The organism is Pseudoalteromonas sp. T1lg75 (genome assembly GCF_002964705.1).
Lineage (GTDB): Bacteria > Pseudomonadota > Gammaproteobacteria > Enterobacterales > Alteromonadaceae > Pseudoalteromonas.
Genome location: NZ_PQCD01000049.1, coordinates 433398 through 453434, shown reverse-complemented (window position 1 = coordinate 453434; position 20037 = coordinate 433398). Strand labels below are relative to the sequence as shown.

At 51.3% G+C, this 20037-nt stretch carries 18 protein-coding genes and 7 tRNA genes; 12 read left to right on the top strand and 13 right to left on the bottom strand.

The features are described from left to right. Positions 1-321 precede the first annotated feature (321 nt). Positions 322-939 carry a DNA polymerase domain-containing protein gene (locus C2M36_RS12355; RefSeq protein WP_158678936.1) on the bottom strand — a complete coding sequence of 206 codons (618 nt, stop codon included), beginning with the start codon at positions 937-939 and terminating at the stop codon, positions 322-324. 253 nt (positions 940-1192) lie between these two features. Between C2M36_RS12355 and dinG the strand changes: the two genes are divergently transcribed. The 6 genes from dinG to rsmS all read left to right on the top strand — a co-directional run bounded on the left by dinG (position 1193) and on the right by rsmS (position 6066). After that, positions 1193-3262, top strand: coding sequence for an ATP-dependent DNA helicase DinG (gene dinG / locus C2M36_RS12350; protein WP_105255142.1), 2070 nt, complete (start codon positions 1193-1195; stop codon positions 3260-3262). A gap of 2 nt (positions 3263-3264) precedes the next feature. Continuing rightward, a complete protein-coding gene (locus C2M36_RS12345) occupies positions 3265-4041 on the top strand; it encodes a TSUP family transporter (RefSeq protein WP_105255141.1) in 777 nt (258 codons plus the stop codon). Continuing rightward, on the top strand, positions 4041-4649 hold the full coding sequence (locus C2M36_RS12340; RefSeq protein WP_105255140.1) for a primosomal replication protein: 609 nt from the start codon (positions 4041-4043) through the stop codon (positions 4647-4649). The genes C2M36_RS12345 and C2M36_RS12340 overlap by 1 nt, the downstream gene beginning before the upstream one ends. Beyond that, complete coding sequence (locus tag C2M36_RS12335; RefSeq protein ID WP_105255139.1) at positions 4646-5551, top strand: histone deacetylase family protein; 906 nt, start codon at positions 4646-4648, stop codon at positions 5549-5551. Before C2M36_RS12340 ends, C2M36_RS12335 begins: the two co-directional genes overlap by 4 nt. 88 nt (positions 5552-5639) lie before the next feature. Further along, a complete protein-coding gene (locus C2M36_RS12330) occupies positions 5640-5930 on the top strand; it encodes a late competence development ComFB family protein (RefSeq protein WP_105255138.1) in 291 nt (96 codons plus the stop codon). Then, positions 5902-6066 (top strand): pleiotropic regulatory protein RsmS, encoded by a 165-nt coding sequence (rsmS, locus tag C2M36_RS12325; protein WP_105255137.1) that lies wholly within the window; start codon positions 5902-5904, stop codon positions 6064-6066. Before C2M36_RS12330 ends, rsmS begins: the two co-directional genes overlap by 29 nt. A gap of 40 nt (positions 6067-6106) precedes the next feature. On the opposite strand, the gene C2M36_RS12320 is transcribed toward rsmS, so the two are convergent. Next, a complete protein-coding gene (locus C2M36_RS12320; RefSeq protein ID WP_105255136.1) occupies positions 6107-6871 on the bottom strand; it encodes a class II glutamine amidotransferase in 765 nt (254 codons plus the stop codon). 137 nt (positions 6872-7008) lie between these two features. Between C2M36_RS12320 and fadE the strand changes: the two genes are divergently transcribed. Next, complete coding sequence (gene fadE / locus C2M36_RS12315; RefSeq protein WP_105255135.1) at positions 7009-9465, top strand: acyl-CoA dehydrogenase FadE; 2457 nt, start codon at positions 7009-7011, stop codon at positions 9463-9465. A 166-nt stretch (positions 9466-9631) separates the two neighbouring features. Further along, positions 9632-11581, top strand: a complete 1950-nt coding sequence (locus tag C2M36_RS12310; RefSeq protein ID WP_105255134.1) for a S9 family peptidase — start codon at positions 9632-9634, stop codon at positions 11579-11581. Positions 11582-11729: 148 nt separating this feature from the next. Here the strand turns inward: C2M36_RS12310 and C2M36_RS12305 are convergent. The 9 genes from C2M36_RS12305 to dnaQ form a co-directional block, all read right to left on the bottom strand. Further along, positions 11730-11806 (bottom strand) — tRNA-Asp (locus C2M36_RS12305). A gap of 28 nt (positions 11807-11834) precedes the next feature. Beyond that, positions 11835-11911, bottom strand: a tRNA-Asp gene (locus C2M36_RS12300). Between the two features lie 35 nt (positions 11912-11946). After that, positions 11947-12023 (bottom strand) — tRNA-Asp (locus C2M36_RS12295). A gap of 39 nt (positions 12024-12062) precedes the next feature. Continuing rightward, positions 12063-12139: transfer RNA gene (locus C2M36_RS12290), tRNA-Asp, on the bottom strand. A gap of 30 nt (positions 12140-12169) precedes the next feature. Next, a tRNA-Asp gene (locus C2M36_RS12285) sits at positions 12170-12246 on the bottom strand. A gap of 26 nt (positions 12247-12272) precedes the next feature. Continuing rightward, positions 12273-12349 (bottom strand) — tRNA-Asp (locus C2M36_RS12280). Positions 12350-12373: 24 nt separating this feature from the next. Beyond that, a tRNA-Asp gene (locus tag C2M36_RS12275) sits at positions 12374-12450 on the bottom strand. A 100-nt stretch (positions 12451-12550) separates the two neighbouring features. Then, positions 12551-13975 (bottom strand): TIGR03503 family protein, encoded by a 1425-nt coding sequence (locus tag C2M36_RS12270; RefSeq protein ID WP_234399168.1) that lies wholly within the window; start codon positions 13973-13975, stop codon positions 12551-12553. Between the two features lie 28 nt (positions 13976-14003). Beyond that, positions 14004-14717, bottom strand: a complete 714-nt coding sequence (gene dnaQ, locus C2M36_RS12265; protein ID WP_105255133.1) for a DNA polymerase III subunit epsilon — start codon at positions 14715-14717, stop codon at positions 14004-14006. Between the two features lie 66 nt (positions 14718-14783). Between dnaQ and rnhA the strand changes: the two genes are divergently transcribed. Together rnhA and C2M36_RS12255 are read left to right on the top strand one after the other, a co-directional pair. Next, positions 14784-15248 (top strand): ribonuclease HI, encoded by a 465-nt coding sequence (rnhA, locus tag C2M36_RS12260; protein WP_105255132.1) that lies wholly within the window; start codon positions 14784-14786, stop codon positions 15246-15248. 100 nt (positions 15249-15348) lie between these two features. Beyond that, on the top strand, positions 15349-16146 hold the full coding sequence (locus C2M36_RS12255) for an MBL fold metallo-hydrolase (protein ID WP_105255131.1): 798 nt from the start codon (positions 15349-15351) through the stop codon (positions 16144-16146). On the opposite strand, the gene C2M36_RS12250 is transcribed toward C2M36_RS12255, so the two are convergent. Continuing rightward, entirely contained in the window at positions 16135-16896 is a 762-nt protein-coding gene (locus C2M36_RS12250) for a class I SAM-dependent methyltransferase (RefSeq protein WP_105255130.1), read from the bottom strand. The genes C2M36_RS12255 and C2M36_RS12250 overlap by 12 nt on opposite strands. Positions 16897-16947: 51 nt before the next feature. Between C2M36_RS12250 and gloB the strand changes: the two genes are divergently transcribed. Further along, complete coding sequence (gloB, locus tag C2M36_RS12245) at positions 16948-17712, top strand: hydroxyacylglutathione hydrolase (protein WP_105255129.1); 765 nt, start codon at positions 16948-16950, stop codon at positions 17710-17712. A gap of 94 nt (positions 17713-17806) precedes the next feature. Then, positions 17807-19363, top strand: a complete 1557-nt coding sequence (locus C2M36_RS12240; protein WP_105255128.1) for a LysM peptidoglycan-binding domain-containing protein — start codon at positions 17807-17809, stop codon at positions 19361-19363. A gap of 75 nt (positions 19364-19438) precedes the next feature. On the opposite strand, the gene C2M36_RS12235 is transcribed toward C2M36_RS12240, so the two are convergent. Further along, the gene (locus tag C2M36_RS12235; protein WP_105255127.1) at positions 19439-19882 is read right to left on the bottom strand and encodes a flavodoxin domain-containing protein; all 444 of its coding nucleotides are present in this window, start codon (positions 19880-19882) and stop codon (positions 19439-19441) included. Positions 19883-20037 lie beyond the last annotated feature (155 nt).

Here is a 20037-nt window from a genome sequence, read left to right as displayed (position 1 = left end):
AAATTAACAACACAAACACAAAAAACAACGCCAAAGAAACAAAATGATGTTTTTTATTAGTACTTTTCCCTTAAAAAACAACATACTGAAAAGGCAATGCAGTAATTGTAATGGCTATAAAATAATTTGTTACAAAAGCCGGAATTGCTTACCTAGTTGGCCGTAATCAATGGTCATACCAATGCCCTGTAGATCATCGATAACAGGTTTCAATTGCCTTCCAGATAGTGTTCTAGCTCCAACGCGTGAGTAGTGGGTAGCAACTTAGGTCCCGACAAGGTGATCACATAGTGAACCCTGTCACCCTTACTCAAGCCCTTATCAGATTCCCGCGCCGCGCACATGAGGAGGGATAGCTTTTGTATACTGTTCAGTGTCTTTGCCTAAGCGCTTGCTGTAGGTAAGCAGCGCCACATCAGAGCAATTATGCAGTTTATCTGTATAGTCATTAACCACCTGTTGAACATCTGCACCTGTAAATAAGGCGCTAAACAAATCTTGTTGAAAACCCCGGGCAAACTGGGTCCAATCACTACGTACCAACTCCATCCCCTTAAACACAAGGCGATAACCATCTTGTGCTAACAAACCTGCATACCGCTTTTTACTGCCAGTATCTTTATGCTGAGCTTTTGGCATAAAAAATGGCCTATACAAGCTCTCATACTCTAACTCAAGATAACTGGCTAAGTTTAGGTTGTTTTTTAACCTGCCACGCAATTTTTGGTTAATTTGTTCCACTAAGTCCGATGCAACGGGATGACTTTGCACTGCATTAAGCTCGCTCGGGAGCGCCACGAAGGTGGAATCAGTATCACCATAAATAACAGTCACGCCCAACTCTTGCAGCCAGCCTTTGGTGGTTTGCATAATTTCACGGCCGCGCAAGGTAATCGAGCTTGAGAAGCTCGGATCATAAAAGCGACGTCCCTTCGACACGAGCACCCACAGAGCGTATTCATAATGATTTTGCTCGCCTGCTGCAAATGATGGTCATCCTCGTTTTTAGCCCGTTGACATGCCTCGGCCAAACTAGCCACTAAGTCTGGTAAGCGATGTTTGGAGCGAGAACGCTGACGATTGAAGCCAGCCAAAATCCACTTTACCATGGTCGAGTCGGTGACTAACTCTTGAGTCTTTACCCTACTCCCCCTAGAATATCAGCACTGTAAATATATACATAAGTCAAATCATGCTCTCCGATCCGCTTAAAAAGACCATACGTACCGCTCATCAGCGGATCGCCGCCAGCCTAGAGGATTATCGGCCCAGGCCAAGTCAGAATTACCTGGTGGCGGAAATAGCCAAAACCCTGGCTGGGGAGTATGACAAAAAGCAACGCATCTGTGTTATCGAGGCGGGCACGGGTACGGGTAAATCCCTGGCCTATTGCCTTGGCGCCCTGCCCATTGCCTTAAAAGCCAATAAAAAACTGGTCATTTCCACGGCCACGGTCGCCCTACAAGAGCAACTGCTATATAAAGAGCTGCCTTTTTTTGCCGAGCACAGCGGCTTAACCTTTAGCTATGACTTGGTCAAGGGGCGCGGCCGCTATATCTGCGCCCATAAACTGGAAAATGCCGTCAATGGCGACGATCAGCAAATGGCACTGATGCCGACCCTGAGCTCGCCGCTCAGTGAGATGGAGCAAAAGTGCCTGAAGCAATTACACCAGGCCTATAGCAATAAGCAGTGGCAGGGAGACAGAGACTCTTGGGCCGATGTGATCCCGGATAGGGTGTGGGGCCTGATCAGCGGCGATAAGCATTCCTGCCAACGGCAAATGAAGGCGCACCAAACCTGCCCCTTTCACCTGGCACGCAATAAAATTGCGCAAATGGACGTGCTGGTTGCCAACCACAGCCTGTTGTTGGCCGACCTTGAACTCGGTGGCGGGGTCATTTTACCCGAGCCGGAAAACTGTATTTACGTTATCGACGAGGCCCATCACCTGGCCCATATCACTCGGGATTTTTCCTCCGCCGCGGCCACCATCAAGGGCACCCAGGATTGGCTTGAGAAGTTACTTAAATTCAGCGGCAAAATGGCGCAAACCATTTTCAGTGCCAGCGCTGCGGGCAGCCAATTTAAACTTAACGATGCCGTCGACGATATCGGCCGTGGCCATAAAGCCGTGCTGACCATGCTTGATAGCGCCGCCTATGAGTACAACGAAGACCAGACCTACCGTTTTGCCCATGGCCGTTTGCCCGAACAGCTAACACAGCAGGCGCAAGACATTGGAGAAGCCGCAAAAACGGCGCTGCGAACCCTAAATAAAATGCACGAGGCGCTGAGCAGCGATGTTAACGATGGCGATGTTAAGGGTTTTATCGCCGAACCCATGCTTGCCGAGAGCGGCCAATACATTGCCCGCTTAGAAACCTTGCACAAGCTCTGGTCGAGCTACAGCAAGCACAGTGAAAGCGTACCTCATGCCCGCTGGATAAAGCGCATGGAGTATAAAAATCACCATGATTACCTGCTCAGCGACTGTCCCATCGAGGTGGGTTTTTATCTTAAAGACAAGTTATGGCACGAATGCGCCGGCGCGGTGCTCTGTTCGGCCACACTCACGGCCTTGGGCTCCTTTGAACATTTCGCCCATGAAAGCGGCCTGCGTGGCGAGGCCGGCGTTAAATTTATCAAGGTGCCCTCGCCGTTCGACTACCCGCAGCAAGCCCTGCTGCATATCCCAAAAACCGAATGTGAACCCACAGACAAAGCCTTTAGTGATTATCTGGTCAAAGCCTTGCCCCAGAGTTTAGAAAAAAAGCAGGCTAACCTGGTGCTTTTCGCCTCTTACTGGCAAATGCAGCATGTCGCCGAACGTCTTCGAAAACAGGGTTGGGACATACTGGTACAAGGTGAAATATCCCGAGATGCCCTAGTGCGCCGCCATAAAAAGCGCATCGATGACGGTCAGGGCAGCGTGTTGTTCGGTACGCAAAGTCTATCGGAAGGTCTTGATTTACCGGGTGATTACCTGACTAATCTGGTGATCACCAAGATCCCTTTTGCGGTGCCTACCTCACCCATTGAAGAAGCTCAGGCCGAGTTTGTACAAAGCAAGGGAGGCAACCCGTTTTTATCCATTACGGTGCCCGATGCGGCAAAGAAATTAGTACAAAGCTGTGGTAGACTGCTGCGCAAAGAACGCGATAGCGGTCGCATTACTATCTACGACAGACGCTTAGTCAGTAAACGTTATGGTAAGGCGATGCTTGATACCTTGCCGCCATTTAAAAGACAAATTGACTGATCATGTTTGAATTAGCGATCGACCCCTCGACCTGGGCCATACTCTGTGCCGTGGCATTGGCTGCCGGTTTTATCGACGCCATTGCCGGCGGTGGCGGCATGCTCACGGTTCCGGCACTGTTAACCGCAGGACTACCGCCTCATCTGACCCTGGGTACCAATAAGTTGGCCGCCAGCTTCGGCTCACTGACCGCCAGTATTACCTACTATCGTAAGCGCCTGTTCGACCCGGCATTTTGGGCTGGCTCAATTGTCGCCACCGCCATAGGGGCGGCCATAGGCACCTTGATCGTTGATAGCCTCAGCATCGAGTTTTTAAATAAGCTGATCCCCGTGGTGATCATCCTGGTGGCCATTTATTCCTTATTCGGCAAACTCAGTCCCGAACAAAGCGATCAATTACCCGTCTTGACCCCCTTGCTGCGCGTTAAGCAATGGCTGCAAGGCCTCGCGCTGGGCTTTTTCGACGGTATCGCCGGCCCGGGCACAGGCACTTTCTGGACCGCCAGCAACAGTGTTTTATACAAGATGAATTTATTGCTGAACTGCGGCCTGGCCCGGTCCATGAATTTTGTCAGCAACTTTATTTCTTTGATCACCTTTGTCGCCCTCGGCCATGTGAACTTTATTCTCGGCATTACCATGGGGATGTTTTTAATGTTTGGCGCCTGGCTGGGTGCCCACTCGGCCATTCGCTTTGGCTCTAAGGTGATCCGCCCGGTATTTAACACCGTGGTGATTGTGCTGGCACTAAAGCTTGTGTACGAGGCCTATCTGTAATGACCCGCGGTGATGCTCTGACTCGATTAAAACACACGGTTCAGCGCCTGCGTGCTGATGCCGAGCAATTCGATAAGGCTAAATGGTTTGCCAAAAATCGCTATATGCAGGCCCAACATACCTTGTTTGAACGCTCTGTATTCAATACCAGAAGCATGCAGTTAGTCGACTATGTAGATGAAGTTGAACAACAGTTAGAGCGGCTAAGCCACAGCCAATTCCAAGGAGCACGCCATCAATACGCCTTTGCCCTCACCCAGCTCAGCGAGCAGATAGAAGCCATAGTCAAAGTATTGAAGGCGACGCCGGTGTGGGAAAAGGAAAACACGCCCAGCGCCCGAGCGAGGAAGTACCAAAAGGCGGTGCAACAGATCATTCAACCTACCAATGAGCTCTACCAGGAGCTGGCCAAAAACCATGAGTTTGAACGCCGCTTAGAGCAGATGATCAACGAGCGCCAACAGCAATTGCATCTCGCCAAAGGTGAGCAGGCGACGCTATTAAATAAAGAGATACTGGCGTTGCATGCGCGCTTGGGACGCTGCCGTAAGGCCATCGGCGCCTGTGAAGAGCGCATTCAATACGCGGAAAAACAGCAGCAGCGATGAACCTCTTTTATCACCCCCTGTATTCGGCACTGCCCTTACCGGCGCACCATCGCTTTCCCATTGATAAGTATCGACTGTTACATGAACGCCTAATGCTGCATCCTGAGCTGAGCAAAGCGGCTCGGCTGCGCTGTGCCGAGCCTATCTCGCAGCAACAACTGGCCCTGGCCCACACCCCCGAATATATAGCCGACTTTATTGACGGCACCCTGCCCGCCAGCGCCCAAAAGCGCATCGGTTTTCCCCATAGTGATACCCTGGTGGCACGCACCTTACAGTCTGTCGGCAACTCTCTTGGTGCCGCCTATTGTGCATTAGAGCATGGCCTCGCCATAAACCTGGCCGGCGGCTACCATCATGCCTTTGCCGGCCATGGCAGTGGTTACTGTATCTTCAATGACTTGGCCATTGCCGCGCGAGAGCTCATACATCAAGGGCGGGTTGATACCGTGCTACTGCTCGATTTGGATGTCCACCAAGGCGACGGCAGTGCCAGTATACTTGACGAAGATGAGAACATTATCACCCTCTCTTTGCATGGCGAGCAGAACTTTCCGCGCTTAAAACAGCGCTCGGATTATGATTTCCCGCTGCCAACGGGCTGCGATGATGGCCTCTACCTGGAAACCCTGGAAACGGCGCTGAATCTGGTACTGCGCCTGCATCAGCCAGATATCATCTTGTATAACGCCGGTGCCGATGTGGTGGCCGAGGACGAACTGGGCACCCTGTCCTTATCCCTTGAAGCGGTTCGCCAACGCGATACCCAAGTGATGACCATGGCGAAGGAAAAAAACATCCCATTATGCTGTGCACTCGGCGGCGGTTACCAACGCAATCTGGAGCAGGTGGTGGACGTGCATTGGCAGTTGCTGCTAAGTGCCTACTATAGCTACAAATAAGGCCCCGTGATACTACCAGTATTTGCTGGACAGCGCTCCTAGGTGCGCTATGATAATTGGATATCAATTAGGTTAGGGCATAGAATTCATGAAGTTACATGACGATGTTCATAATTATTATGAAAAGCTCGTAGTTGAAGAAATGGCGCAGCAACAGCTGCAACAACAGTATGATGAAGACACCCTGGCCGACCTCAGCTGCACCGTACTAAATCAACTGCCATCGCGCTATATTCGCTCCGATGTCGACATGTTGTTTTATCTTTCCTCAGAGGAAGCCGCGCACATGCGGCTACAGGTGCAGGCTGCGATCCAAGTAGCCCGCGGGTTAATAGCAAAACGAGGTACCCATGGAGAATTCAGACAAGTCCCTAGATGACGCCCCGGATGAGGTTAAACTGGCGGTGGATTTGATCATGTTGCTGGAGCAACATAACATAGACCCGCAATTGGCTTTAAGCGCCCTAGCAATCGTTAAACGCGATCTTGAGCAGCGCATTTCAGAGCAGGCCTAAAAACAGTAACTACTGGCGCCTAATTAAGCGCCGAGCCTTACTAAATCTTTTCCCCTAACTTAAACAGAGCAAATTCTCCCGCTTCCATCTTATGCCAGCGCTCGTCATTGGTAAGCGGTCGCGTGGCTATCACGGTAACTATGTCGTTGGGCGTCGTTTCTTCTTGAAAATTCACCACCAGATCGGTGTCGATCAGGGTCGCCTTGCCAAAGGGAGCGCGGCGGGTGATCCAATGCAGATTATTGGTGCAATACGCCAGGACATGAACGCCGTCGGTCAACAACATATTAAACACACCCTTCTCACGTAGATGGTGCGCTAATTTAGCCGCATAGCGAAATACGCTTGCCATATTGGCGGGGCGTTTGGGGTACTTTTCGCGAATTTTATCCAGTAACCAGCAAAACGCCAGCTCACTGTCGGTATTGCCCACCGGCTGATAGAAGCTTGGCTTTAAGTCATTGTAATTAGACAGCTGACCGTTATGCGCGTAAGTGATCTCCCTGCCCCAAAGCTCCCGAGTGAAGGGGTGGGTATTCTCCAAGCAGGTGCGACCCCGATTAGCTTGACGAATGTGGCTGATCACCGACTTACTTTTAATGGGGTACGCACGCACTAATTTGGCGATTTCCGACTCAGCGCTCGGTAAAGGGTCTTTAAACGAGCGACATCCCTTACCCTCATAAAAGGTAATGCCCCACCCATCGGTGTGCGGGCCGGTATTACCGCCGCGCTCTAATAAGCCAGTGAAACTAAAACAAATATCCGTGGGGACGTTGGCCGACATGCCAAGCAATTCGCACACATAAACTCCTAAAAAACCGAGAAATATTAAGCAACAAACTGATTTACAGCCCTATAATTAAACACAGAGCTTGCAACCCCCATAGAGTAACGCTAATCTACTCGGTAGTGGTCAGACCTCTAACAAGGAATAAGATTATGACACTCCTTTTTTTACTCGCGCTCATTGTCGTGCTGTCCTACGCCAGCTATCACAGAGCCAGTTACAACACCTGCCTGGGCTTGGCGATTGCCACCATGCTAATCGGCACCTTCGCCGGAGCCTTTGGCTTTATCAGTTGGTTGGTCTTCTTGCTTATTGCGGTGCCCCTGTCGGTTACCACAATTCGCCAGCAATACCTAACAAAGCCGCTGTTTAAGACCTTTAAAAAAGTCACGCCCACCATGTCCGAGACCGAAAAGTCGGCCATCGACGCCGGTACCACCTGGTGGGAAGCAGACCTATTCTGCGGCAACCCGAATTGGAAAAAACTCCACCACTATCCGGCGCCAAAACTAAGCGCTGAAGAGCAGGCCTTCCTAAACGGCCCTGTTGAAGAAGTGTGTGGCATGTTTAATGACTGGGAAGCGACCCATGAATTAACAGATCTACCGCCCGAGGTGTGGCAGTACCTGAAAGACAACAAATTCTTCGCCATGATCATCAAAAAAGAATACGGTGGCCTGGAATTTTCTGCCTATGCCCAGTCTTGTGTGCTGCAAAAACTCACCAGTAAATCCACTTTGCTGTCCTCAATTGTCGGTGTACCAAACTCGTTAGGCCCGGGCGAATTGCTACAGCACTATGGAACCAAGGAGCAGAAAGATCATTACCTGCCACGCTTAGCGTGCGGTGAAGAAATCCCGTGTTTTGCACTGACCTCACCGGAGGCTGGTTCAGATGCCAGTGCCATCCCGGATTATGGTGTGGTATGTAAGGGTGAGTTTAACGGCGAACAAGTAACGGGTATTCGCCTGACCTGGAATAAACGCTATATCACCTTGGCACCGGTTGCTACCGTCCTTGGTCTGGCCTTTAAACTGCAAGATCCGGATGGCCTGCTTGGCGACAAAAAAGAACTGGGCATTACCTGTGCACTGATCCCAACCGATATGGAAGGCGTGGACATTGGCCGTCGCCATTTCCCACTGAATGTGCCATTCCAAAATGGACCAACCCAGGGCAAGGACGTATTCGTCCCCTTGGATTACATTATCGGTGGCCCAAAAATGGCTGGCCAAGGCTGGCGTATGTTGGTTGAGTGCTTGTCGGTCGGCCGTGCGATCACCCTGCCTTCAAACTCCACCGGTGGCATTAAGTCATTGGCCCTGGCGACCGGTTCCTACAGCCGTATTCGCCGCCAGTTCCGCCTGCCTATTGGTAAAATGGAAGGCGTTGAAGAAGCCATGGCAAAACTGGGCGGCTATGCCTATGCCAGCGACGCAGCGGTGGCCATGTCGACCGGTGCGGTAGACATGGGCGAGAAGCCTTCGGTAGTGTCTGCTATCCTCAAATACCACCTTACCGAACAAATGCGCGAGTCCACCATGCATGCCATGGATGTACACGGCGGTAAGGGTATCTGTCTTGGCCCGAACAACTACCTGGGCCGCGGCTACCAGGGTGCCCCCATTGCCATCACGGTAGAAGGCGCCAACATACTGACCCGTAATATGATCATCTATGGTCAAGGGGCGATCCGCTGTCACCCGTTCGTGTTGACCGAGCTTAACGCCACCACCATAGAAGACCAAAAAGAAGCGCTGGATGTGTTCGACAATGCGCTAATGGGCCATATCGGCTACACCATCTCTAATCTGGTACGTACCAAGTGGTTGGCACTAACCGGTGCCCGCTTTACCTCGGTGCCCTTTAAAGATGAGACTGCACAATTTTATCGCGATGCAGCCCGCTTCAGTGCCTCACTGGCGCTGATGTCAGACATTTGTATGGCGGTATTTGGCGGCTCATTAAAACGCAAAGAACGCATATCTGCGCGCCTGGGTGATATGCTGAGTTATCTCTACCTGGTATCGGCAACGCTAAAACGCTATGACGATGAAGGTCGTCAAAAAGAAGACCTGCCTCTGGTACACTGGGCTTGCCAAGAGTACCTGTATCGCTGTCAACGTGCCCTAGCGGATCTGATCAACAACATGCCTTCTGCACCACTGCGTGGTTTGCTTAAGGTGATCCTCTTCCCTTGGGGTCGTCCGGTACGCAAGCCAACCGACAAGCAAGAGCATGTGATTGCCCAGCTACTGCAAACGCCAAACGAAACCCGTACGCGTTTGGCGCAGCATATTTTCTTAAGCGAAGGGCCTAACAGCCTGCTCGGCAATCAAGAAAAAGCCCTGCGCGATATTCTTGCAGTCGAGCCACTGTTCGATAAGGTCTGCCGCGCCACAGGTAAGAAACTGGCCTTTATGCAGCTCGATAAAATTGCCGAGCAAGGCCTCGAAGCCGGTGTACTTACCGAAGACGAAGCACAGCGCCTGTGCGACGTTGAAAAGCAGCGCCTTGATGTCATTAATGTGGACGACTTCGACCCTGCCGATCTACTGGCCGGCAAGGCGGCGCGTAAGCAAACAAGTAAAAAAGCTTCAGCCGCCTAGGCTTAGGCTCGCTCAATCCTGTTAAAAAGCCGGCTGCCGCCGGCTTTTTTTTGTTCGTTAAATTTGCTAACAATTTACTGGTGATAAATCACACACTTTTCTTGCATTTACGCCAGCCTAAGCAAACACTGTTAACGCCATAATAATAACTTTAAGGATGAGAAACATGTCTAAAACCCTAGTCGCGACCAGTTTGGCTGCCGCGTTAACCCTGGTCCTCAGCGGGTGTCAGTCGGGTACCTCTAGCACAACACAAAGCCAGATCACTGCGCCTGCCTCCGTGCAAGCAACAGCGCCTGCCATGCCCACCTACAGCGCGGAAACCTTTTTCGACACCGTGAGCTTGCGTGGTAACAGCTTTAACCACAGCGGTGACAAGCTACTGCTTAGCAGCGATGAAACGGGTATTTATAATCTTTACGAGGTCAAGGTAAGCGACGGCAGCCGCACTCAGATCACCGATGCACAAGACAGCACCTACAGCGTCGGCTACTTCCCTAACGATGACCGTATCTTGTTTCGCCGCGATAATGGCGGTAATGAACTACACCACCTGTTTGTGCGTGAACTCGATGGCCAGATCACCGATTTAACTCCCGGCGAGCAAACCCGTGCCGGATTCGCCGGTTTTAGTAAAGACGGTACCAGTTTCTATGTGCTGAGCAATAAGCGCGACCCTAAGTTTATGGACTTGTATAAATACGATGCCAAAACCTATGCCGCCGAGCTGGTTTATAAGAACGAACAAGGCTTCAATGTCGCCGCCGTTAGCCCAGACGGCCGTTTTATCGCCTTAAACAAAACCAACAGCAACCGCGACAGCGACTTTTACCTGCTCGACACCCGTAAACGCAGTGCCAAGCCCACCCTGCTCAGTGCCCACAACGACCCCGCCAATTACAATGCCTGGGATTTTAGCGTCGATGGTCAGTCTCTCTACTATGCCACCGACGCCAAAGGTGAGTTCCGCCAGCTCTGGCGTTATGATCTGGCTACCGATGAGCATAGCTTAGCCCTCAAAGCAGATTGGGATATCAGCTTTCTGCGCTTTTCAGAGACCGGACGCTATATGGTTAGCGGCGTAAATGCCGATGCCAGCACCGAGGTCAGCATTTTCGACACCAGCACCAATAAGCAGTTAACCCTGCCGAGCTCGCTTCCCAAGGGCACGCTCAGCGGCGTTGAATTTAGTCATGACGAGCGCTTTATGTCTTTTTATCTGAGCTCGGATACCAGCCCACGCAACCTCTATCACTGGGAAATAGGCAGCGAACAGGCGCAGCGCCTGACCAGCACCCTGAGCGAGGAAATTGATGAAAACAATCTGGTAAGCAGTGAAATTGTCCGCTTTAAAAGCTTCGATGGTCTTACCATACCCGGGGTTCTCTACAAGCCTAAACAGGCTTCTGCCAGCAATAAGGTCCCAGCCCTTATCTGGGTGCATGGTGGTCCCGGAGGACAAAGCCGCACCGGCTACAGCGCCATGCAGCAACATTTGGTAAATCACGGCTATGCCATTTTTGCGGTCAACAACCGCGGCAGCTCGGGTTATGGTAAAACCTTTTTCCACCTTGATGATAAAAAGCATGGTGAAGACGATCTGCAAGACATCATCTACGGCAAAAAGCACCTGCAAACCCTGGATTGGGTCGATGGCGATAAGATAGGCATTATGGGCGGCAGCTATGGCGGCTATATGACCGCAGCGGCGCTGACCTTTACCCCGGAAGAGTTTGAGGTCGGCATTAATATTTTTGGGGTAACCAACTGGGTGCGTACCCTCACCTCCATTCCACCTTGGTGGGAAAGCTTTAAAAAGTCCTTGTATGACGAAATGGGCGATCCGGCCACGGACGAAGCGCGTCATCGTCGTATCTCACCACTGTTCCATGCTAAAAACATCACCAAGCCCCTGCTGGTAGTACAAGGGGCCAACGATCCTCGGGTGCTGCAAGTGGAAAGCGATGAGCTGGTAGCTGCGGTGAAAGCCAATGGTGTGCCGGTTGAATACGTGCTGTTCGATGATGAAGGTCATGGTTTTAGCAAACGGGAGAACCGTATTGCGGCCTCTAACGCTTACGTTAGCTTCCTGGATAAGTACCTAAAGGGCGAATAAGCTATAATTCAGGCAAGTAAGGCTCAAACAGAAATGGCTGGTTTAATATCCGGCTATTTTTTTTCTGTATTTTTCTTAACTAAAGGCGACAAATGGAATTTTTAAGATTATTTTCAAGGGAAAAGTGTTTGCTTTGGGGAGAAGCAAATGGCGGAGTGGACGGGACTCGAACCCGCGACCCCCGGCGTGACAGGCCGGTATTCTAACCAACTGAACTACCACTCCGCAGTGGTATGCATTGTACATCATTAAATGGCGGAGTGGACGGGACTCGAACCCGCGACCCCCGGCGTGACAGGCCGGTATTCTAACCAACTGAACTACCACTCCGCAGTAATGATGTGTGTACATGATATCAGGCTAAATGGCGGAGTGGACGGGACTCGAACCCGCGACCCCCGGCGTGACAGGCCGGTATTCTAACCAACTGAACTACCACTCCGCAAAAGCGCTGAATTGCATGTACTAAAGGATATAAATGTGGCGGAGTGGACGGGACTCGAACCCGCGACCCCCGGCGTGACAGGCCGGTATTCTAACCAACTGAACTACCACTCCGCAGTATTTATATTCTTTAATTATTCCAAATGGCGGAGTGGACGGGACTCGAACCCGCGACCCCCGGCGTGACAGGCCGGTATTCTAACCAACTGAACTACCACTCCGCGACGGAATACTGTGTTTGCTTAACTGGCGGAGTGGACGGGACTCGAACCCGCGACCCCCGGCGTGACAGGCCGGTATTCTAACCAACTGAACTACCACTCCACAGAGTAAGCAAACTTGGATAATTGGCGGAGTGGACGGGACTCGAACCCGCGACCCCCGGCGTGACAGGCCGGTATTCTAACCAACTGAACTACCACTCCGCGTTATCCAAACTGTTCAGGACTCTGCCCTGACAGCGGCGTGAATGATACGAATCACCCCTTGGTGAGTCAACAGTTTTTTTGAAATTTTAAGGCTTTTTTAGTCATCTGACATCGAAAGGTTTAAAATTTCACCTGATTTATCACTTTTTGAACCATTTTTGTCGAAGTTTGCTTGTGAAGCCCTCGACTGGCTTTGTTGTTTTTTACGCCAAAACAGCACATTAGCACCCAACATTAACGGCTTTTTTAACACAAAAATACGGATCAGCAGGCCGCCGAGCAGCAAAATAACCAGGTTACCCAGCACCACCAGCAGCGCATTTTCAAAGTTATTCGCTAGCCCCTCACCTTTAGCCTGAGACTGAGGCGGGTTCTGAACAGCAGTTAAGGAATTTGCGCTTGGCATATCCGCCGCTGGGTGTGATGTTACAGGTGAGGTCTTCACCACCTTTGCTATGGGCCGGGTGATCACAAAGTCATGATTAGGTAAATTAGCCATAAACTCACGGCCATTAATATTGGTGGCAAACATTTCCACCTCAACTTCATAACGGCCGCGTTCATAGTTACTGATCTTCAGGCGACGCTCGGCCAAGGCGCTGGCCGGCAAGGAAAAGGCTTGCTCATCATTATTGGGGTAAAAGATACGCCCTTGCAGCAACACCGACTCAGTTTTTACCAGCTCGGGATCAAGTCGAAAAACCAGTTCATGATCTGCGCCGCTCTCCCCTTTAATCAATTCATAGGCTAATGGCGGCTCTTTAACCACTACCGGCTCTTGCACCACCTTGCGCTGAATCAACGGTGTAGTTAGGGCAATTTCCGGGCGCCACTGACCGGGGGCAAAATCAAGGCGGAATTCGCCGGTAAAAATAGCATCGCCGGGGCGCTCATCAAAACCGCGGCCATCGTCTTTAAAGTCGGCGACATGCTCGGTACCGGCGCCAAAGTTGGTAAATTCATTGTTGTTGGTGCTGACAAAGTCCACCTGCAGATTAATCACCTCGTGAAAATGCCCCACCTCAACCTGTTCGCCGTCATTGAGTACACGCCCGGTCAGCTTGATGATCTCACCGCGAAACAATAAAGGAGGCAAGGTATCCACTTCTAAGGAAATATCGCCCAACACCATGATCCGGCTTTCGGGAAGGATCTGACCCACCACCTGCCAAGGACCAGGCATGGGGTTGCGCAACTCGATCAGATCATAACCGCGCTCATCGTGCCATTGCAGTTGCTCGTCATTAAGCGCGTGCGGGGCATACAATTTACTGCCATCGGGGCGCACCAAGACCACGGCAGGTGAGCCGGGACGACGAAAAAAAAGCAGGGTTATTTTGTCAACGTCATGGTCGATGCGAAAGCGGTTGTTTAGCAGCGGCAACTCATTGCCCTTAGATAGCAGGGTCAGTTTATCCTGCTCACTGGCAAGCGCAGTAAAACCTAGCGGGGCCACCAGGCTACTGAGGCACACAAGGCCCGTCATTAGGCTTGCAATAATGCGTGCATTAGTGCGTGTCATATTATTTCCCTGTTTTAAAGCGCGGTATTTATTCACCGCGCCATAAACAGCTGCCACCCTCTTTGGCAACCAAATCCAAACGCTGCTCGTGCGCTGCCAGTTCTTCATTGCTGGCGCTGATCACGGTGAGCGGGGCTCGGTCGCCCGGCAAGCGGATAATACCGCCGCTGTTGGCGCTGTCTTGTTGTTCGTTATTTTGCGCTAAGTTCAGCTTTTTCTGGCCTCCGGTCATGGCCAGGTAGACGTCGGCCAAAATCTCGGAATCCAGCAATGCGCCGTGCAGGGTTCGCTTTGAGTTATCTATATCATAGCGACGGCATAACGCATCCAAACTGTTCTTTTGACCCGGGTGCATATTTCGGGCCATAACCAGGGTGTCAAGGACCTGACATACGTCCTCGGTTTTTGGCAGTCCGCGATTGAGCAAGGCAAATTCATGATCCATAAAGCCGACGTCGAACGGCGCGTTATGGATGATAAGCTCAGCGCCGCGAATATAGTCGAGAAATTCGTCGGCTACCTGATGATACAGGGGCTTATCCTTTAAAAATTCGGTGGTAATACCGTGAACATCTATGGCTTCGTCTTCGATACCCCGTTGTGGGTTAATATAAACGTGAAAGTTGTTGCCGGTCAGACGGCGATTAACTAATTCCACACACCCTATCTCAATAATGCGATGGCCGTCTTTGGGGTTGATGCCCGTGGTTTCAGTATCGAGTACTATTTGTCTCTGCGCCATATCAGTTTACGCCCATATTTGCTATCTTTGCTGCTTCGGTCATTGTACATAATAACAAGGAAAAGCGTGCAAAAAAGCGTAGAAATTTATACCGATGGCTCCTGTTTGGGCAATCCTGGACCGGGCGGCTACGGGGTGTTGTTACGCTATGGGGAGCATCAGAAGACGCTCAGCCAAGGTTATAAAAACACCACCAATAATCGTATGGAACTGCTTGCGGCCATTGTCGCCCTGGAATCCTTAAAACGCCCCTGCCATGTCGATATCACCACCGACAGCCAATACGTTAAGCAGGGCATTGAAAGCTGGATAGACAATTGGAAAAAGCGCAATTGGCGCACCGCCAATAAACAGCCGGTGAAAAACGTGGATCTGTGGCAGCGTCTCGACGCCGCGCGTGCTCGCCACCAGGTAAGATGGCACTGGGTAAAGGGCCACAGTGGTCATGACGAAAATGAAATCGTTGATGATTTAGCCCGAGATGCGGCCATGAGCAATCACCTTTTAGTGGATGAGGGCTATCAAGCTTAGTCCCAAAGATGCCGCCGCCGTTGGCCGAGGCTAACTTTACTCAAGGGTGTGAATGTTATATAACGAATGGATATAACTTATAACTAATTTTGGAATAGCTATGTCACTCAAGGTCATTCCCTTTTACCATGATGACAGTAACACCCTGAGTTACATTCTTTATTGCACCGAAACGAAAGTGGCGGCGGTGATCGATGCCGTTGCCGACTATGACAGCGAGTCCAAGACGCTCAGCTACACCAGTGCCGACAAGCTACTGGCCTTTATCAATAAACATCAGTTACGGCTAGAATGGATCATCGAAACCCATGTTCATGCCGATCACCTTAGCGCCTGTGCCTACCTGCGTCAGCAAAGCGCGGGGAAAATTGTGGTCAGCGAGCATATCACCGAGGTCCAACGAACCCTTAAACCCATCTATCAACTTGATTGTGTTACCGATGGTTCACAGTTCGATGTACATGTAAAAGATGGCGATACCTTGGCGCTGGGTGAGCTAAATATACAAGTGATTGCCACTCCGGGACACACCCCGGATGGCATTAGCCTGAATTGTCAGGGTCATGTATTTATTGGCGATACCTTGTTTATGCCGGATTCCGGCAGTGCCCGTTGCGACTTCCCTAATGGCAGTGCCGCCGAGCTTTACGACTCCATTGTCCGTCTGCTTGAGCTACCCGAGCACACCAAGGTCTGGGTTTGTCATGATTATCAGCCCAACGGCCGTGCTTTGGATTGCCACAGCACCATTGCCGAGCAGCGCCAGGAAAACGTGCATCTGCAACAAGCGCAAGGGGACTTTATCGCCCAACGCCAGCAACGTGATGCAACACTGAATAAACCAAGGCTGATGGATATCGCCGTGCCCTTTAATCTACAAGGCGCCCTAACCCTTTAACCTTTTGTTGGCGCGCCGCTGGCGGCTCACCTCCACTCCTTTGATAGCGGGCTTAAACGTTGGGCGAGCGTGCCACTTGGGTTTGATTGGCGTCAAAGGCGTTACCCTTTTGCGCGCCACCAGCATATATACACTGCCCATGGGCTTTAGGTAGTGACGACAAAAACTACGCCAGCGCGCAAAGCGTGACAGCCGCGAGCCACGCGCTAGGGACGCATGTAAAAAGCGCTCATCGGCGATCAGTTCAAATCCCAGTAAATCAAGCCAGTCTTTAACCCGTGAGGGAGTAAAGAAACGACCACTCCAGGGCAGCTTTTGCCTGCTAAAAGGAATTAAACTGGCCAGGCCGCAAAAACTAAGGGGATTAAAGCCGGTGATCACAATATAGCCACCGGCGATCAGGGTGCGATGGGCTTCCCTGAGTATATGGTGAGGGTCGGTGTTGTATTCCAGGCACAGACTTAGCACGCAGGCATCGACACTGCCCTCGGCAAAGGGCAGTTCATCCACTTCGGCAATCACCCCAGCCTGCGGCGTACGCGCCGCCACGCCAACCTGATGCTTAATGGGGCTTGCCGAGGTATCCAATTGCACGCTGAGATCGCCTATTTTCAACAGGTGATAGCCAAACATGCGCTCCAGCCAGGGCTGCATCTTGCGCTCGATATCGCTTTGCAGATACTCGCCATGGGGAAACTGCCCCCAGGCATGGGGCGGCGGATGTCTTTGCAAACTCAGTGCTGGTTTCACACAATTAGCTCGTTATACTAGGAATATGATAACGATATAGAGCAATGGTCGATGGCGCAAGTAGAGGCAATCAAAGCTTATAAGGATAATTATATTTGGGCGCTACAAGGTAGCGATAATAAACAGGTGGTCGTGGTCGATCCCGGCTTGGCCGAGCCGGTCCTTGATTACCTGCAAGCACAGGGAAAAACCTTGGCGGGCATCCTCATTACCCACCATCATTGGGATCACACCACCGGAGTGGCGGCGCTCAAGCTCGCCTACCCGGAGATAACCGTGTATGGCCCCAAAAACAGCCCCTTTACCGATATCGACGTGGCGCTCGGTGAGGGAGATACCCTCACCGTACTTGGATACGAGTTTCTGGTTCGGGCCACCCCAGGCCACACCTTAGATCATATTTGTTATATTGGCGCGGGCCTGGTATTTAGCGGCGATACCTTGTTTAGTGGCGGCTGCGGGCGCCTGTTCGAGGGCAGCGCCGAGCAAATGTGGCAATCGATGCAGATCTTTCGTGCCCTGGATGATAACACCCAAGTCTATTGCACCCATGAATACACCCTGGCCAATATGCAGTTCGCCGCGGCCAGTCAGCCTCATAACGAAGCGGTTTTAAGCTATCAACACCAGGTCGAGACCAAGCGAGCGCAGGATATCATCACCCTGCCAAGCACCATAGGCCTGGAAAAGCGCATCAACCCTTTCTTGCGTGCCGATGTCATCTCCCTTGGTGCCATCCCCCCGCAGTTTCGGCCACAAGATGACGAACCCAACGCTAAGTTTGCCGCCCTGCGAGCCTGGAAAGATAATTTTTAGGCCGACACCTTCCCCAGTAAAAACAGGGCAAAATTTGTCTGCGCTCATAACTTTTTGCTAGTATGCGCGCAGATTCATCAAAAATTAACGGTCCATGAACAAGATTACCTATTCGCTGGCATTGTTGTTGGCATTATTAACGGGTTGTACCGCAACCGATACGACCCCTGTCGCGCAGTTACCGGACAATGGCGCAAGCCCGCAAGAAATCAGCGAAGCACTCACCCTGGAATTGTTGGATGATGGACAAATGGGTGAAGACGAAGAACCGGTTCCGGTATTTGATGATGTGTGGGAGCGCATTCGCTTTCAGCTATCCATTGATGTCCCACAAAACCGCCCCGTGGTGACCGAGCGTAATTATTATGCGCGTCATCAGGCCTATCTGGATCGCATCTCCAAGCGTGCCGAACCATACCTTTACTACATAGTGGAAGAAGTTGAAAAAAGGCAGATGCCTATCGAGATCGCCCTGTTACCTATCGTTGAGAGTGCTTTTGACCCATATGGCTACTCCCATCGAAGCGCCAGCGGCATTTGGCAATTTATGCCGCAGACCGGTAAGCGTTTCGGTTTAAAGCAAAACTGGTGGTATGACGGTCGTCGTGATATTACCGAATCTACCCGCGCTGCGCTGGATTATTTGTCTTATCTGCACAAAACCCTCGAGGGTGACTGGCTTAATGCCATTGCCGCCTATAACTCGGGCGAAGGCCGGGTAATGCGCGCCATTAAGAAGAACCGCCGCAAACACTTACCCACGGATTTTTGGTCCTTGGATCTGCCTAAAGAAACCACCGCCTACGTGCCTAAACTACTCGCGCTTGCCGACTTGCTTAAACGTCATGACGAGTTTGGCGTGCGTTGGAATAAAATCGTTAATGCCCAGGTCGTGGACCGGGTCGATGCGGGTACGCAAATTGATCTTGAGATGGCGGCAAAAATGGCGGGCATTTCCCTATCGGAGCTATACCGTCTGAACCCGGCCTTTAACCGCTGGGCCAGCGACCCTGAAGGGCCGCATCATTTATTATTGCCGCTCGACAGCATAGCGCGCTTCGAAAAGCGTCTAGCGACGGCACAACTGAAAGACCGCATGCGCTGGCAACAGTATGAAGTTCGCTCCGGCGACAGCCTGTCCTTGATAGCCCGCAAACACAACACCAATGTTAAAGCCATTCAAAGCCTTAACTCTTTATCGTCGACCAACATCCGCGTTGGACAAACGCTGATGATCCCCTTATCGGATCAGGGCGCGGCGCACCTGCCAGAGCGTGTCCGCCTAGCGGTGAACGGTGGCTCAAGTGTCACTCGCAGCCATACTGTAAAATCCGGTGATACCCTGTGGGATCTTAGCCGTGAGTACGATGTCACCCTGGCCCAGCTTAAGGCCTGGAATAACCTTAAAGACAATGCGGTACTGCGCCTTGGACAAAAATTAAAAATTCGCCAGTCGGCCAACTCGGGAGCCATCAAGAGTGTCAACCGCACCATCACCTATAAGGTACGTCGTGGCGACTCCCTCTCTCGCATCGCCTCACAATTTGGTCTGCGCGTCAGCGATATTCAAAAGTGGAATAAACTGGACAGCAAAAAATACCTGCAACCAGGGCAGAAACTAAAACTGATAGTCGATGTCAAACGCGGATAGCCTGCAGCTAACCCATTGATTATCAGCATAAAAAAAGCGCTCTTTGAGCGCTTTTTTTATGTCTTAGCGGTGTACTTATGACTGCGCGACCAAGCGCTCTACCCAAGGCAGTGCCACGGGCTCGGGGTCAAAATCAACCATGGCATCAATATCCAAACGTGGTTGAATGATCTTGCCTTGCAGCTCAATCAACAGCTCCTCAAACTGGCGTCCACCGCCGCAGAAGGTCTCGCCATAACTGCTGTCGCCTAGGGCAATCACCGCGCAGGGCTTAGCGCCGAGCAATGGAAACTGCTCTTGTAAACCTAAATAGAGCGGCAAAATGTTGTCTGGCAAATCACCCTGCCCCGTGGTCGAGGTAACCACCAGGATCTGTTCGGCAGCGATAATATCTTCAACCTGAGGGTTATCCACGAGCTTAGCGCTGCTTCCTAACTCGTTAATATGAGCGCATAGGGTCTCGGCAAGACGCTCGGCGGCGCCATACACACTGCCGTAAAAAATACTGATGGTTGCCATTAATTGTCCTTTACATAGGGTCTGTTGACCTTTGTTGTTTGTTTCTGCAGCAGTTTGTAGTGAATTTATACAAGGCGGCACATGTGTGGTGTAGTTATTCTACATGAACATGTAACAACACAGTAGAAATGCGCTACAAGCGCTGCCCTATGGGT